This window comes from Streptomyces sp. NPDC093071, from assembly GCF_044754545.1.
In the GTDB taxonomy this organism is placed as follows: Bacteria; Actinomycetota; Actinomycetes; order Streptomycetales; family Streptomycetaceae; genus Streptomyces.
Genome location: NZ_JBIVPH010000006.1, coordinates 339,932 through 353,906 on the forward strand (window position 1 = coordinate 339,932; position 13,975 = coordinate 353,906).

The 13,975-nt window shown below is 72.4% G+C and carries 15 protein-coding genes; 14 read left to right on the plus strand and 1 reads right to left on the minus strand.

Features of this window, described 5'->3' with window-relative positions:
- Positions 1-84 precede the first annotated feature (84 nt).
- From aroC to nusB, 8 genes are all read left to right on the plus strand, one after another.
- Complete coding sequence (gene aroC, locus ACIQD7_RS24425) at positions 85-1,269, plus strand: chorismate synthase (RefSeq protein ID WP_121832010.1); 1,185 nt, start codon at positions 85-87, stop codon at positions 1,267-1,269.
- A complete protein-coding gene (locus ACIQD7_RS24430; RefSeq protein ID WP_402444179.1) occupies positions 1,266-1,787 on the plus strand; it encodes a shikimate kinase in 522 nt (173 codons plus the stop codon). Before aroC ends, ACIQD7_RS24430 begins: the two co-directional genes overlap by 4 nt.
- On the plus strand, positions 1,784-2,881 hold the full coding sequence (gene aroB / locus ACIQD7_RS24435) for a 3-dehydroquinate synthase (protein WP_121832007.1): 1,098 nt from the start codon (positions 1,784-1,786) through the stop codon (positions 2,879-2,881). Before ACIQD7_RS24430 ends, aroB begins: the two co-directional genes overlap by 4 nt.
- A complete protein-coding gene (gene aroQ, locus ACIQD7_RS24440) occupies positions 2,878-3,324 on the plus strand; it encodes a type II 3-dehydroquinate dehydratase (protein WP_351971675.1) in 447 nt (148 codons plus the stop codon). The genes aroB and aroQ overlap by 4 nt, the downstream gene beginning before the upstream one ends.
- A 131-nt stretch (positions 3,325-3,455) precedes the next feature.
- Positions 3,456-4,472 carry an AAA family ATPase gene (locus ACIQD7_RS24445; protein ID WP_402444182.1) on the plus strand — a complete coding sequence of 339 codons (1,017 nt, stop codon included), beginning with the start codon at positions 3,456-3,458 and terminating at the stop codon, positions 4,470-4,472.
- Between the two features lie 89 nt (positions 4,473-4,561).
- On the plus strand, positions 4,562-5,674 hold the full coding sequence (locus ACIQD7_RS24450; RefSeq protein WP_402444184.1) for an aminopeptidase P family protein: 1,113 nt from the start codon (positions 4,562-4,564) through the stop codon (positions 5,672-5,674).
- Positions 5,675-5,730: 56 nt separating this feature from the next.
- Positions 5,731-6,297 (plus strand): elongation factor P, encoded by a 567-nt coding sequence (gene efp, locus ACIQD7_RS24455; protein WP_121828871.1) that lies wholly within the window; start codon positions 5,731-5,733, stop codon positions 6,295-6,297.
- A gap of 2 nt (positions 6,298-6,299) precedes the next feature.
- On the plus strand, positions 6,300-6,737 hold the full coding sequence (nusB, locus tag ACIQD7_RS24460; RefSeq protein WP_121828870.1) for a transcription antitermination factor NusB: 438 nt from the start codon (positions 6,300-6,302) through the stop codon (positions 6,735-6,737).
- Positions 6,738-6,946: 209 nt separating this feature from the next.
- Here nusB and bldD read toward each other — a convergent pair whose 3' ends face one another.
- Positions 6,947-7,447 carry a transcriptional regulator BldD gene (gene bldD / locus ACIQD7_RS24465; RefSeq protein ID WP_030214967.1) on the minus strand — a complete coding sequence of 167 codons (501 nt, stop codon included), beginning with the start codon at positions 7,445-7,447 and terminating at the stop codon, positions 6,947-6,949.
- A 244-nt stretch (positions 7,448-7,691) separates the two neighbouring features.
- Between bldD and pyrR the strand changes: the two genes are divergently transcribed.
- From pyrR to carB, 6 genes are all read left to right on the plus strand, one after another.
- The gene (gene pyrR / locus ACIQD7_RS24470) at positions 7,692-8,270 is read left to right on the plus strand and encodes a bifunctional pyr operon transcriptional regulator/uracil phosphoribosyltransferase PyrR (RefSeq protein WP_121828869.1); all 579 of its coding nucleotides are present in this window, start codon (positions 7,692-7,694) and stop codon (positions 8,268-8,270) included.
- 83 nt (positions 8,271-8,353) lie between these two features.
- Positions 8,354-9,343, plus strand: a complete 990-nt coding sequence (locus ACIQD7_RS24475) for an aspartate carbamoyltransferase catalytic subunit (RefSeq protein WP_121828868.1) — start codon at positions 8,354-8,356, stop codon at positions 9,341-9,343.
- 2 nt (positions 9,344-9,345) lie between these two features.
- Positions 9,346-10,632, plus strand: a complete 1,287-nt coding sequence (locus ACIQD7_RS24480) for a dihydroorotase (protein ID WP_402444187.1) — start codon at positions 9,346-9,348, stop codon at positions 10,630-10,632.
- Entirely contained in the window at positions 10,629-11,201 is a 573-nt protein-coding gene (locus ACIQD7_RS24485; RefSeq protein WP_163013762.1) for a hypothetical protein, read from the plus strand. Before ACIQD7_RS24480 ends, ACIQD7_RS24485 begins: the two co-directional genes overlap by 4 nt.
- A complete protein-coding gene (carA, locus tag ACIQD7_RS24490; protein ID WP_402444188.1) occupies positions 11,198-12,346 on the plus strand; it encodes a glutamine-hydrolyzing carbamoyl-phosphate synthase small subunit in 1,149 nt (382 codons plus the stop codon). The genes ACIQD7_RS24485 and carA overlap by 4 nt, the downstream gene beginning before the upstream one ends.
- Positions 12,339-13,975: carbamoyl-phosphate synthase large subunit (gene carB, locus ACIQD7_RS24495; RefSeq protein ID WP_402444190.1), on the plus strand; the 1,637-nt coding region annotated here is incomplete at its 3' end. The genes carA and carB, both read left to right, overlap by 8 nt.

Genomic DNA, 13,975 nt, shown 5'->3' on the forward strand with positions numbered 1-13,975 from the left:
ACGTGGGAGGATCGGGGGTGGCGGGCCAGGGCCGCGCACCCGGGCGCGCCGTCGCAGTGCCAGGCGCGAGCATGAGGAGCATCGTTGAGCAGGTTGCGTTGGCTGACGGCTGGGGAATCCCACGGACCCGCGCTGGTCGCGACCCTTGAGGGTCTGCCCGCCGGCGTCCCGGTCACCACGGAGCTGGTGGCGGACCACCTCGCGCGGCGACGCCTCGGCTACGGGCGCGGCGCCCGGATGAAGTTCGAGCAGGACGAGATCACCTTCCTCGGCGGCGTCCGGCACGGGCTCTCCCTCGGATCCCCGATCGCCGTCATGGTCGGCAACACCGAGTGGCCCAAGTGGGAGAAGGTCATGTCGGCCGACCCGGTCGACCCCTCGGAGCTCAAGGAGACGGGCCGCAACGCGCCCCTGACCCGGCCCCGCCCCGGCCACGCGGACCTCGCCGGTATGCAGAAGTACGGCTTCGACGAGGCCCGGCCGGTCCTGGAGCGCGCCAGCGCCCGCGAGACCGCCGCCCGCGTCGCCCTCGGCGCCGTCGCCCGCTCCTTCCTCAAGGAGGCCGCGGGCATCGAGATCGTCTCGCACGTGGTCGAGCTGGCCGCCGCCAAGGCCCCCTACGGCGTCTACCCGACCCCCGCCGATGTCGAGAGGCTCGACGCCGACCCGGTCCGCTGCCTCGACGCCGACGCGTCGAAGGCGATGGTCGCCGAGATCGACCAGGCCCACAAGGACGGCGACACCCTCGGCGGCGTCGTCGAGGTCCTCGCCTACGGCGTGCCCGTCGGCCTCGGCTCGCACGTCCACTGGGACCGGCGCCTCGACGCCCGCCTCGCCGCCGCCCTCATGGGCATCCAGGCCATCAAGGGCGTCGAGGTCGGCGACGGCTTCGAGCTCGCCCGCGTGCCCGGCTCCAAGGCCCACGACGAGATCGTCCGCACCGACGAGGGCATCAAGCGCTCCTCCGGCCGCTCCGGCGGCACCGAGGGCGGCCTCACCACCGGCGAACTGCTGCGCGTCCGCGCCGCGATGAAGCCGATCGCGACCGTCCCGCGCGCCCTCGCCACCGTCGACGTCGTCACCGGCGAGGCCACCGTCGCCCACCACCAGCGCTCCGACGTCTGCGCCGTCCCCGCCGCCGGCATCGTCGCCGAGGCCATGGTCGCGCTCGTCCTCGCGGACGCCGTCCTGGAGAAGTTCGGCGGCGACAGCGTCCCCGAGACCCGGCGCAACGTCCGGTCGTACCTCGACAACCTGCACATCCGGTGACCGCCGGTCCCCTGGTCGTCCTCGTCGGACCGATGGGGTCCGGCAAGTCCACGGTGGGCGCGCTCCTGGCCGAGAGGCTGGGCGCGCCCTACCGGGACACCGACGCCGACATCGTCGCCGCCGAGGGACGCGAGATCTCCGACATCTTCGTCGAGGACGGCGAGGAGCGCTTCCGCGCCCTGGAGCGGGACGCCGTCGCCCGGGCCGTCGCCGAGCACGAGGGCGTCCTCGCCCTCGGCGGCGGCGCGGTCCTCGACGCCGGCACCCGCACCCTGCTCGCCGGACTGCCCGTCGCGTACCTCTCCATGGACGTCGAGGAGGCGGTCCGCCGCGTCGGCCTCGGCGCCGCCCGGCCGCTGCTCGCCGTCAACCCGCGCCGCCAGTGGCGCGAGCTGATGGAGGCGCGCCGCCACCTCTACACCGAAGTCGCCCGGGCCGTCGTCACCACCGACGACCGCACCCCCGAAGAGGTCGCGGACGCGGTCCTCTCGGCACTGGAAATCGAGAAGGACGCATGACGACGGACCAGGACGTGACCCGCATCCACGTGGCCGGCAGCGCGGGCACGGAGCCGTACGAGGTACTGGTCGGCCGGCAGCTCCTCGGCGAGCTGCCCGGCCTGATCGGCGACCGGGCCAAGCGGGTCGCCGTGATCCACCCCGAGGCGCTCGCCGACACCGGCGAGGCCCTGCGCGCCGACCTCGCCGACCAGGGCTACGAGGCGGTCGCCATCCAGGTGCCGAACGCCGAGGAGGCCAAGACCGCCGAGGTCGCCGCCTACTGCTGGAAGGCCCTGGGCCAGACCGGCTTCACCCGCACCGACGTCGTCGTCGGCGTCGGCGGCGGCGCCACCACCGACCTGGCCGGCTTCGTCGCCGCGACCTGGCTGCGGGGCGTGCGCTGGATCGCCGTGCCGACCACGGTCCTGGCGATGGTCGACGCGGCCGTCGGCGGCAAGACGGGCATCAACACCGCCGAGGGCAAGAACCTCGTCGGCGCCTTCCACCCGCCCGCCGGGGTCATCTGCGACCTCGCGGCCCTCGACTCGCTCCCGGTCCACGACTACGTCAGCGGCCTCGCGGAGATCATCAAGGCCGGCTTCATCGTCGACCCGGTGATCCTCGACCTCATCGAGGAGGACCCGCAGGCGGCCCGCACCCCGGCCGGACCGCACACCGCCGAGCTGCTCGTCCGCTCGATCAAGGTCAAGGCCGAGGTCGTCTCCGGGGACCTCAAGGAGTCCGGCCGCCGCGAGATCCTCAACTACGGCCACACCCTCGCCCACGCCATCGAGAAGAACGAGCGCTACAAGTGGCGCCACGGCGCCGCCGTCTCCGTCGGCATGGTCTTCGCCGCCGAACTCGGCCGGCTCGCCGGACGCCTGGACGACGCCACCGCCGACCGGCACCGCGCGATCCTGGAGTCCGTCGGCCTGCCGCTCAGCTACCGCGGCGACCAGTGGCCCAAGCTCCTGGAGACCATGAAGGTCGACAAGAAGTCCCGCGGCGACCTGCTGCGGTTCATCGTGCTCGACGGGCTCGCCAAGCCCACCGTCCTGGAGGGCCCCGACCCGGCCGTCCTGATCGCGGCGTACGGCGAGGTGTCGGCGTGAGCGAGCCGCGTCCGGTACTGGTGCTCAACGGCCCCAACCTGGGCCGCCTCGGCTCCCGCGAGCCCGACATCTACGGCGCCACCTCCTACAAGGGGCTCGTCGAGTCCTGCCGCGCCCTCGGCGCGGAGCTCGGCTTCGACGTCGAGGTGCGGGAGACCAACGACGAGGGCGAGATGATCCGCTGGCTCCACGAGGCGGCGGACGGCTCGGTCCCGGTCGTGATCAACCCCGGCGCGTTCACGCACTACTCGTACGGGATGCGGGACGCGGCCGCCCAGCGGACCGCGCCGCTGATCGAGGTGCACATCTCGAACCCGTACGCCCGCGAGGAGTTCCGGCACACCTCGGTGATCGCGGCCGTGGCGACCGGGACGGTCGCCGGGTTCGGCATCGGCTCCTACCGGCTGGCGCTGCGGGCGCTCGCCGAGGAGCTGTCCGGCTGACGGGGCACCAGGAAGCGCCCCCGACCGTTCCCCCCGTGGGAGCGGGGGCGCTCGGGAGCGGTAACGTTCCGCCGTCCGGGTACACGACCGGTCCCGGGTGACAACAGGCGTACGAGACGGAGTGGCACCGGATGCAGCACGCAGTGGGGGGCCCGCTGCCACCGCACGAGCGGCCGGGCGGGGCGCCCGGCCCCGTTCCCGCGGCGGGGGACGCCGACCGGGGCGGCCCGCCGCCCGTACACCCGGCACCGGGCGCGACGCCGGGCGCCGGCTCCCGCCTCGGCGTCCACCCGGCCGTCCCCGGCGGGACGTCCGCGCCCCGGCACCCGGCCCCGCCGCCGCCCGCGGCGCCCCCGCACCCGGCGCCCACCGGGCAGGGGACCCCGGGGTGGAGCGCGGGCGGCTCCGGCGGCATACCCGGGCGCCCCCCGGCTCCCCGGCCCTCTTCCCAGGGCGCGTCCCAGGGCCCGGCCGCCCCCCACTACCCCACCGCCCCGCCGCTCCACCGGGCCGAACCCACCGGGCAGGTCCCGCTGCCGCCCCCGGTCGCGCCCCTCGCCCCGCCCGCCGAGCACGGGGCCGGGACCGGCGGCGCGACCCTGGCCGTGCTGCTCATCGGCCCCGCCGGCGCGGGCAAGACGACCGTCGCCCGGCACTGGGCGCGGCGCCGCCGCGTGCCCACCGCGCACATCAGCCTCGACGACGTCCGCGAGTGGGTCTGCTCCGGCTTCGCCGACCCGCAGTCCGGATGGAACGAGCACTCCGAGGCGCAGTACCGGCTCGCCCGCCGCACCTGCGGCTTCGCCGCGCGCAACTTCCTCGCCAACGGCATCTCCTGCATCGTCGACGACGCCGTCTTCCCCGACCGGCCCGTCGTCGGCCTCGGCGGCTGGAAGCGGCACGTCGGCCCCGGCCTGCTGCCCGTCGTCCTCCTGCCCGGCCTGGAGGTCGTCCTGGAGCGCAACGCCGAGCGCAGCGGCAACCGGCGCCTCTCGGACGAGGAGGTCGCCGCCATCCACGGCCGGATGGCCGGCTGGTACGGCTCGGGCCTGCCGATCATCGACAACTCCACGTACGACGTCGAGACCACCGCCCGCGTCCTCGACGACGTCCTCGCCCGCGCGATCGCGAGCCCGCCCTCCTGGTGAGGCCGTGCCCGTGGGACCCGGGCGTGCGGGCCCGCCCGGTCGGCCGTCCCGAACAGGCCGGGGCGGCCCGCTCCTCGTAGGCTCGGAGCATGTCAGAGGTGTATGCGGACCGCCGTGTACGGCTGCGCGACCGGTGCGCGGCCGCGGGCAGCCCGGCGGCCCTGGTCTCCCGCCCCGCCAACGTCCGCTATCTCGCGGGCGGCTCCCCGCCGGGCGCCGTCCTGCTCGTCGGCCCCGAACCGGAGGCGGACGTCCTGCTCTGCCCCGTCCCGCCCGGGGGCGAACCGGCCGACGGACGGCTCGACGAACTGCTCCGGCAGCAGGTCCTGCCCACCGGGGGAGGGGACCCGGCCGTCGCGGCCGTCGACCTCGCCCGCCGGGCGGGCGCCGACGCCCTCGCCGTCGAGGAGCACCACCTGACGGTGGCCCGGCACCGGGCCATGGGCACCGTCGCGGCCGCGCCCCGCCTCACCGATCTGGACTGCGCCGTGGAGCAGCTCAGGATCGTCAAGGACGAGGACGAGATCGCCTGCCTCAGGATCGCCGCCGAGATCACCGACCAGGCCCTCGGCGAACTCCTCGAATCCATCCTGGTGGGACGGACCGAGCGGCACCTCGCCCTGGAGCTGGAGCGCCGGCTCGTCGACCACGGCGCCGACGGGGCCGCCTTCCCCACCTCGGTCGCGACCGGGCCGCACTCCGGCCGCCGGGGGCACCGGCCCACCGACCGCCGGGTCGAGGAGGGCGATTTCCTCTCCGTCTGCCTCGGCGCCGACTACCGCGGCTACCGGTGCGAGATCGGCCGCACCTTCGTCATCGGCACCACCCCCGCCGAGTGGCAGATCGAGCTGTACGAACTCGTCTTCGCCGCTCAGCGGGCCGGGCGGGAGTCCCTGGTGCCCGGCGCCGAGTACCGGGACGTGGACCGGGCGGCCCGCCGGATCCTGAAGGCGGCGGGGCACGCGGAGGCCGCCGTGCCGCTCACCGGGCACGGTGTGGGGCTCGAAATCGACGAGGACCCGCAGTTGTCACCCTCGGCCATGGGTAAACTGGACGCTTGTGTGCCGGTCACCGTCGAACCGGGGGTCCACCTCCCGGGCCGGGGCGGTGTCCGGATCGATGACACGCTCGTCGTGCGCCAGGAGGCGGACGGCGGACCCGAGCTACTCACCATCACGACCAAGGAGCTGCTCGCGCTGTAGGGCGCGCACGCCTCCCCGGTCCCACGTCAGTCCAGAGTCCAGGAGATTCCGCAACCGTGGCTTCCACGAACGACCTCAAGAACGGCATGGTGCTCAAGCTCGAAGGCGGCCAGCTCTGGTCCGTCGTCGAGTTCCAGCACGTCAAGCCCGGCAAGGGCCCGGCCTTCGTGCGCACCAAGCTCAAGAACGTGCTGTCCGGCAAGGTCGTCGACAAGACCTTCAACGCGGGCGTCAAGGTCGAGACGGCCACCATCGACCGTCGTGACATGCAGTTCTCCTACATGGACGGCGACTACTTCGTCTTCATGGACATGGAGACGTACGACCAGCTGCACGTCGACCGCAAGGCCGTCGGCGACGCCGCGAACTTCCTGATCGAGGGCTTCACCGCCTCCGTCGCGCAGCACGAGGGCGAGGTGCTCTACGTCGAGCTCCCGGCCGCCGTCGTCCTGACGATCCAGCACACCGACCCGGGCGTCCAGGGCGACCGCTCCACCGGCGGCACCAAGCCCGCCACGCTGGAGACCGGCCACGAGATCCAGGTCCCGCTCTTCATCACCACCGGTGAGAAGATCAAGGTCGACACGCGCAGCAGCGACTACCTCGGCCGGGTGAACGACTAACCGTGGCCGCTCGGAGCAAGGCCCGCAAGCGCGCCTTCCAGATCCTCTTCGAGGCCGACCAGCGCGGCGCCTCCGTCCAGGAGGTCCTCGCGGACCAGGTCCGGCACGCCCGGTCGGACGACCGGCAGCCGCCGGTCAACGAGTTCACCATGCAGCTGGTGGAGGGGTACGCGTCCCGCGTGGCGCGGATCGACGAGCTCATCGCGACCTACGCGGTGGACTGGGACCTCGACCGGATGCCCGTCGCCGACCGGAACATCGTGCGCCTCGGCGCGTACGAGCTGATCTGGGAGGACGGCACCCCGGACGCGGTCGCGATCGACGAGGCGGTGCAGCTCGCCAAGGAGTTCTCCACCGACGAGTCGCCGGCCTTCGTCAACGGCCTCCTGGCGCGCTTCAAGGACCTGAAGCCGCGTCTGCGCCGGGACGTCGAGGCCTGAGGCCCCGCCCGTCCCCGGCAGTCGAAGGGGCCCGCAGCATCCGGTGCTGCGGGCCCCTTCGGTCTGTCCGGGCTCCCCGGAGGCCCCTCGAGGGCCCGGGGGCGCCTCGTACGCCCGTACGGGCTACGGGCCGGGAAAACACGAGATCCGTGAACGTCGGTGACGTCCACGGATCCGGCGGTACGTTTCTGCTGAGCCCTGCGAAGGGGTCAGCTGTCCTCGTGGGCGACCGCGCGGCGCGCGTCCGCGTCCAGCACGCCCCAGCTGATCAGCTGCTCCGTGAGGACCGAGGGGGACTGGTCGTAGATGACGGCGAGGGTGCGCAGGTCGTCCTGGCGGATCGACAGCACCTTGCCGTTGTAGTCGCCGCGCTGCGACTGGATCGTCGCGGCGTAGCGCTGGAGCGGGCCGGCCTTCTCCTGCGGGACGTGGGCCAGGCGCTCCAGGTCCAGGACCAGCTTCGGCGGCGGCTCGGCGGCCCCGCCCGGCGTCGTGCCCGGCAGGAGCTCCTGCACCGGCACCCCGTAGAAGTCCGCCAGCTCGGCGAGGCGCTGCACGGTCACGGCGCGGTCGCCCCGCTCGTACGAGCCGACCACCACGGCCTTCCAGCGGCCCTGGGACTTCTCCTCCACCCCGTGGAGGGAGAGACCCTGCTGGGTGCGGATGGCGCGGAGTTTGGCCCCGAGCTGCTTTGCGTATTCGCTGGACATAACGCTCCCGGACGCTGTGACGACATGCGGCTGCGCCGCGCGGCTGGTAACTCACTGTGAGGTTACGCAGCGTTACACCCACCCGTCAAGCCGAAAGGTCCGTACCGCCCCCGCCCGGGGGACGGCGCCCGGAGGGGCGCCGGAGGTGCGCGTGAGACCCCGCACCACCCCTGCTAGGATCGATGCGCACATCCGACGTCCTTTAAGAACCGTCCCGTGAGGCGGAGAAGGAGGTCCGTTTCCCATGGACACCCGGCTGGACACCCAGCAGCAGTACGGCGACGACGCGCGGCCCGTTCTCGAAGGCCCCGACATCGCGCGGGTCCTCACCCGCATCGCCCATGAGATCGTCGAGCGCGCCAAGGGCGCCGACGACGTGGTCCTCCTCGGCATCCCCACCCGCGGCGTCTTCCTCGCCCGCCGGCTCGCCGAGAAGCTCGCCTCCATCACCGGCACCAAGGTCCCGGTCGGCTCCCTGGACATCACCATGTACCGGGACGACCTGCGGATGAAGCCCGCCCGCGCCATCGGCCGCACCGAGATCCCCTCCGACGGCATCGACGGACGCCTCGTCGTCCTCGTCGACGACGTCCTCTTCTCCGGCCGCACCATCCGCGCCGCCCTCGACGCCCTCGGCGACATCGGCCGCCCCCGCGCCGTGCAGCTCGCCGTCCTCGTCGACCGCGGCCACCGCGAGCTGCCCATCCGCGCCGACTACGTCGGCAAGAACCTCCCCACGTCGCTGCGGGAGACGGTCAAGGTCCTGCTCGCCGAGGAAGACGGTCGCGACACCGTCCTGCTCGGCTCCAAGGCCGCCTCCTAGCCGGACCGGCTTCCCCGCCGGGGCCGGGGCACCCCCCTGCCCCCGCACGCCCTCACGCCTCCCCACCACGGAGAGAAACCCCGATGATGCGTCACCTCATCTCGGCCGCCGACCTCACCCGCGACGACGCCGTACTGATCCTCGACACCGCCGAGGAGATGGCCCGGGTGGCCGACCGGCCCATCAAGAAGCTGCCGACCCTGCGCGGCCGCACCATCTGCAACCTCTTCTTCGAGGACTCCACCCGGACCCGGATCTCCTTCGAGGCCGCCGAGAAGCGCCTCTCCGCCGACGTCATCAACTTCGCGGCCAAGGGCTCCAGCGTCTCCAAGGGCGAGTCCCTCAAGGACACCGCCCAGACCCTGGAGGCCATGGGCGTCGACGCGGTCGTCATCCGGCACGGCGCCTCCGGCGCCCCGTACCGGCTCGCCACCTCCGGCTGGATCGACGCCCCCGTCGTCAACGCCGGCGACGGCACCCACCAGCACCCCACCCAGGCCCTCCTGGACGCCTTCACCATGCGCCGCCGCCTCGTCGGCCGCGACACCGGACTCGGCCAGGACCTCGCCGGCAGGCGGATCACCCTCGTCGGCGACGTCCTGCACAGCCGGGTCGCCCGCTCCAACGTCGACCTGCTGCACACCCTCGGCGCCGAGGTCACCCTGGTGGCCCCGCCCACCCTGGTCCCCGTCGGCGTCGAGACCTGGCCCTGCGAGATCTCGTACGACCTCGACGCCGTGCTGCCCAAGTCCGACGCCGTGATGATGCTGCGCGTGCAGCGCGAGCGGATGAACGCCGCCTTCTTCCCCACCGAGCGCGAGTACTCGCGCCGCTACGGGCTCGACGGCGAGCGGATGGCGAAGATGCCCGAGCACGCCATCGTGATGCACCCCGGCCCCATGGTCCGCGGCATGGAGATCACCGCCGAGGTCGCCGACTCCGACCGCTGCACGGTCGTCGAGCAGGTCGCCAACGGCGTCTCCGTCCGGATGGCCGTGCTCTACCTGCTCCTGGGCGGCTCCGAGCCCGCCGTCACCACCACCCCCGCCGCGCGCACCGAGGAGAACAAGTAACCATGAGCAAGATCCTTATCCGCGGCGCGAAGGTACTCGGCGGCGAGGTCCAGGACGTCTTGATCGACGGCGAGACCGTCGCCGAGGTCGGAAGCGGGCTCTCCGCCGAGGGCGCGACCGTGATCGAGGCCGCCGGGCAGATCCTCCTCCCCGGCCTGGTCGACCTCCACACCCATCTGCGCGAGCCCGGCCGCGAGGACTCCGAGACCGTCCTCACCGGCACCCGCGCCGCCGCCTCCGGCGGCTACACCTCCGTCTTCGCCATGGCCAACACCCACCCGGTCGCCGACACCGCCGGCGTCGTCGAGCAGGTCTACCGGCTCGGCCAGGAGCACGGCTACTGCGACGTGCAGCCCATCGGCGCCGTCACCGTCGGCCTGGAGGGCAAGAAGCTCGCCGAGCTCGGCGCCATGCACGACTCCGCCGCCGGCGTCACCGTCTTCTCCGACGACGGCAAGTGCGTCGACGACGCCGTGATCATGCGCCGCGCCCTGGAGTACGTGAAGGCCTTCGGCGGCGTCGTCGCCCAGCACGCCCAGGAGCCCCGCCTCACCGAGGGCGCCCAGATGAACGAGGGCGTCGTCTCCGCCGAGCTCGGCCTCGGCGGCTGGCCCGCCGTCGCCGAGGAGTCGATCATCGCCCGCGACGTCCTCCTCGCCGAGCACGTCGGCTCCCGCGTCCACATCTGCCACCTCTCCACCGCCGGCTCCGTCGAGATCGTCCGCTGGGCCAAGTCCCGCGGCATCGACGTCACCGCCGAGGTCACCCCGCACCACCTCCTCCTCACGGACGAGCTGGTCCGCTCGTACAACCCCGTCTACAAGGTCAACCCGCCGCTGCGCACCGAGAAGGACGTCCTCGCGCTCCGCGAGGCGCTGGCCGACGGCACGATCGACATCGTCGCCACCGACCACGCCCCGCACCCGCACGAGGACAAGGACTGCGAGTGGGCCGCGGCCGCCATGGGCATGGTCGGCCTGGAGACCGCCCTCTCCGTCGTCCAGCAGACGATGGTCGAGACCGGACTCCTCGACTGGGCCGGCGTCGCCGACCGGATGTCCTTCGCCCCCGCCCGCATCGGCCGGGCCAAGGGCCACGGACGACCCGTCTCGGCTGGTGAGCCCGCGAACCTGACCCTGGTCGATCCGGCTTACCGTGGAGTCGTGGACCCCGCGGACTTCGCCTCCCGCAGCCGCAACACCCCCTACGAGGGCCGCGAGCTGCCGGGACGCGTCACCCACACCTTCCTGCGGGGCCGGGCAACGGTCGTGGACGGGAAGCTGGCGTGACACCACTCATCGCAATCGCCGCAGAGGCAGCCGAACAGAAGTCGGCGGAGGTGACCGACTGGGCCGGAAGGATCGGCTGGGTCGCCGGACTGCTGCTCTTCATCGCCTTCGTGTACTGGCTCATGCGCCAGGGCTGGAAGTGGCGCGGCAGCCTCCAGTCGGACCTCCCCGCACTGCCCGCCGCGCCGGAGACGGCCGGTGCGGCGAAACTGACCCTCAGCGGGCGCTACCACGGGTCCACGACCGCCGGGCAGTGGCTCGACCGGATCGTCGCCCACGGACTCGGCGTCCGCAGCCGCGTCGAGCTCACGCTCACCGACGCCGGGATCACGGTCGTCCGCCCCGGGGCGAACGACTTCCACATCCCGGCCGACGCCCTGCGCGAGGCACGCCTCGACAAGGGCATCGCCGGCAAGGTCCTCGCCGAGGGCGGGCTCCTGATCGTCACCTGGGAGCACGGCGGCACCCTCCTCGACTCCGGCTTCCGGTCCGACCGGGCGGCGGAACACACCGCCTGGGTCGAGACCGTCAACTCCATGATCAGCGCAACGGAAGGCATCGCACGATGACGACCTCCACCAGGGGAGCCGCCAAGACTCCCGCCGTACTCGTCCTGGAGGACGGCCGGATCTTCCGCGGCCGCGCCTACGGGGCCGTGGGGGAGACCTTCGGCGAGGCCGTGTTCTCCACCGGCATGACCGGCTACCAGGAGACCCTGACCGACCCGTCGTACCACCGCCAGGTCGTGGTCATGACCGCCCCGCACGTCGGCAACACCGGCGTCAACGACGAGGACCCCGAGTCCGGCCGCATCTGGGTCTCCGGCTACGTCGTCCGCGACCCCGCCCGCGTCTCCTCCAACTGGCGCGCGAAGCGCTCGCTCGACGAGGAGCTGGAGCGCCAGGGCGTCGTCGGGATCTCCGGCGTCGACACCCGCGCCCTCACCCGCCACCTGCGCGAGCGCGGCGCCATGCGCGTCGGCATCTTCTCCGGCGACGCCTGGACCGGCGTCCGCGACGAGGCCCTGCTCGCCAAGGTCAAGGCACAGCCCGAGATGAAGGGCGCGAACCTCTCCGCCGAGGTCGCCACCAAGGAGACGTACGTCGTCCCCGCCGTCGGCGAGAAGAAGTTCACCGTCGCCGCTGTCGACCTCGGCATCAAGGGCATGACCCCGCACCGGATGGCCGAGCGCGGCATCGAGGTCCACGTCCTGCCCGCCACCGCCACCGCCGAGGACGTCTACGCCGTCGAGCCCGACGGAGTGTTCTTCTCCAACGGCCCCGGCGACCCGGCCACCGCGGACGGCCCCGTCGCCCTCATGCGGGCCGTCCTGGAGCGCGGGACGCCGCTCTTCGGCATCTGCTTCGGCAACCAGATCCTGGGCCGGGCGCTCGGCTTCGGCACGTACAAGCTGAAGTACGGCCACCGGGGCATCAACCAGCCGGTCCAGGACCGCACCACCGGCAAGGTCGAGGTCACCGCGCACAACCACGGCTTCGCCGTGGACGCGCCCCTCGACAAGGTCTCCGACACCCCCTTCGGCCGCGCCGAGGTCTCCCACGTCTGTCTGAACGACAACGTCGTGGAGGGCCTCCAGCTGCTCGACCGGCCGGCCTTCTCGGTCCAGTACCACCCCGAGGCGGCAGCGGGCCCGCACGACGCCGCGTACCTCTTCGACCGCTTCGTATCCCTCATGGAGGCCGAGCGTGCCTAAGCGCACCGATATCCAGTCCGTCCTGGTCATCGGCTCCGGCCCGATCGTGATCGGCCAGGCCGCCGAGTTCGACTACTCCGGCACCCAGGCGTGCCGCATCCTCAAGGCCGAAGGCCTGCGGGTGATCCTGGTCAACTCCAACCCGGCCACGATCATGACCGACCCGGAGATCGCCGACGCCACGTACGTCGAGCCGATCACTCCCGAGTTCGTCGAGAAGATCATCGCCAAGGAGCGCCCCGACGCCCTCCTGCCCACCCTCGGCGGCCAGACCGCGCTGAACACCGCGATCTCCATGCACGAGCAGGGCGTCCTGGAGAAGTACGGGGTGGAGCTGATCGGCGCGAACGTCGAGGCCATCCACAAGGGCGAGGACCGCGACCTGTTCAAGGGCGTCGTGGAGGCCGTCAAGGCCAAGATCGGGCACGGCGAGTCCGCCCGCTCGGTCATCTGCCACTCCATGGACGACGTGATCAAGGGCGTCGACACCCTCGGCGGCTACCCCGTCGTCGTCCGCCCCTCCTTCACCATGGGCGGCGCCGGCTCCGGCTTCGCGCACGACGAGGAGGAGCTGCGCCGCATCGCCGGCCAGGGCCTGACGCTCTCTCCCACCACCGAGGTGCTCCTGGAGGAGTCCATCCTCGGCTGGAAGGAGTACGAGCTGGAGCTGATGCGCGACAAGAACGACAACGTCGTGGTCGTCTGCTCCATCGAGAACTTCGACCCGATGGGCGTCCACACCGGCGACTCGATCACCGTCGCCCCGGCGATGACGCTGACCGACCGCGAGTACCAGGTCCTCCGTGACATCGGCATCGCGATCATCCGCGAGGTCGGCGTGGACACCGGCGGCTGCAACATCCAGTTCGCGGTCAACCCGGACGACGGCCGGATCATCGTCATCGAGATGAACCCCCGCGTCTCCCGCTCCTCCGCGCTCGCCTCCAAGGCGACGGGTTTCCCGATCGCCAAGATCGCGGCCCGTCTGGCCGTGGGGTACACGCTGGACGAGATCCCGAACGACATCACGGAGAAGACCCCGGCGTCCTTCGAGCCCACCCTCGACTACGTCGTCGTCAAGGCGCCCCGCTTCGCGTTCGAGAAGTTCCCCGCCGCCGACTCCACGCTGACCACGACCATGAAGTCGGTCGGCGAGGCCATGGCGATCGGCCGGAACTTCACCGAGGCCCTCCAGAAGGCCCTGCGGTCCCTGGAGAAGAAGGGCTCGCAGTTCACCTTCGTGGGCGAGCCCGGCGACAAGGCGGAGCTGCTGCGCGAATCCGTCCGTCCCACCGACGGCCGGATCAACACCGTCATGCAGTCCATCCGCGCGGGTGCCACCCCGGACGAGGTCTTCGACGCGACGAAGATCGACCCGTGGTTCGTGGACCAGCTCTTCCTGATCAAGGAGATCGCCGACGAGCTGGCCGCCGCCGAGAAGCTCGACCCGGAGATCCTGGCCGAGGCCAAGCGCCACGGTTTCTCCGACGCCCAGATCGCGGAGATCCGTGGCCTGCGGGAGGACGTCGTCCGCGAGGTCCGGCACGCCCTCGGTGTCCGGCCGGTGTACAAGACGGTGGACACCTGTGCGGCGGAGTTCGCGGCGAAGACGCCGTACTTCTACTCCTC

Bases quoted from the DNA above. Each gene is read 5' to 3' on its own strand.
- aroB (WP_121832007.1), top strand. From the start codon at position 1,784: ATGACGACGGACCAGGACGTGACCCGCATCCACGTGGCCGGCAGCGCG.
- ACIQD7_RS24445 (WP_402444182.1), top strand. From the start codon at position 3,456: ATGCAGCACGCAGTGGGGGGCCCGCTGCCACCGCACGAGCGGCCGGGC.
- ACIQD7_RS24450 (WP_402444184.1), top strand. From the start codon at position 4,562: ATGTCAGAGGTGTATGCGGACCGCCGTGTACGGCTGCGCGACCGGTGC.
- bldD (WP_030214967.1), bottom strand. From the start codon at position 7,447: ATGTCCAGCGAATACGCAAAGCAGCTCGGGGCCAAACTCCGCGCCATC.
- pyrR (WP_121828869.1), top strand. From the start codon at position 7,692: ATGGACACCCGGCTGGACACCCAGCAGCAGTACGGCGACGACGCGCGG.
- ACIQD7_RS24475 (WP_121828868.1), top strand. From the start codon at position 8,354: ATGATGCGTCACCTCATCTCGGCCGCCGACCTCACCCGCGACGACGCC.
- ACIQD7_RS24480 (WP_402444187.1), top strand. From the start codon at position 9,346: ATGAGCAAGATCCTTATCCGCGGCGCGAAGGTACTCGGCGGCGAGGTC.
- carA (WP_402444188.1), top strand. From the start codon at position 11,198: ATGACGACCTCCACCAGGGGAGCCGCCAAGACTCCCGCCGTACTCGTC.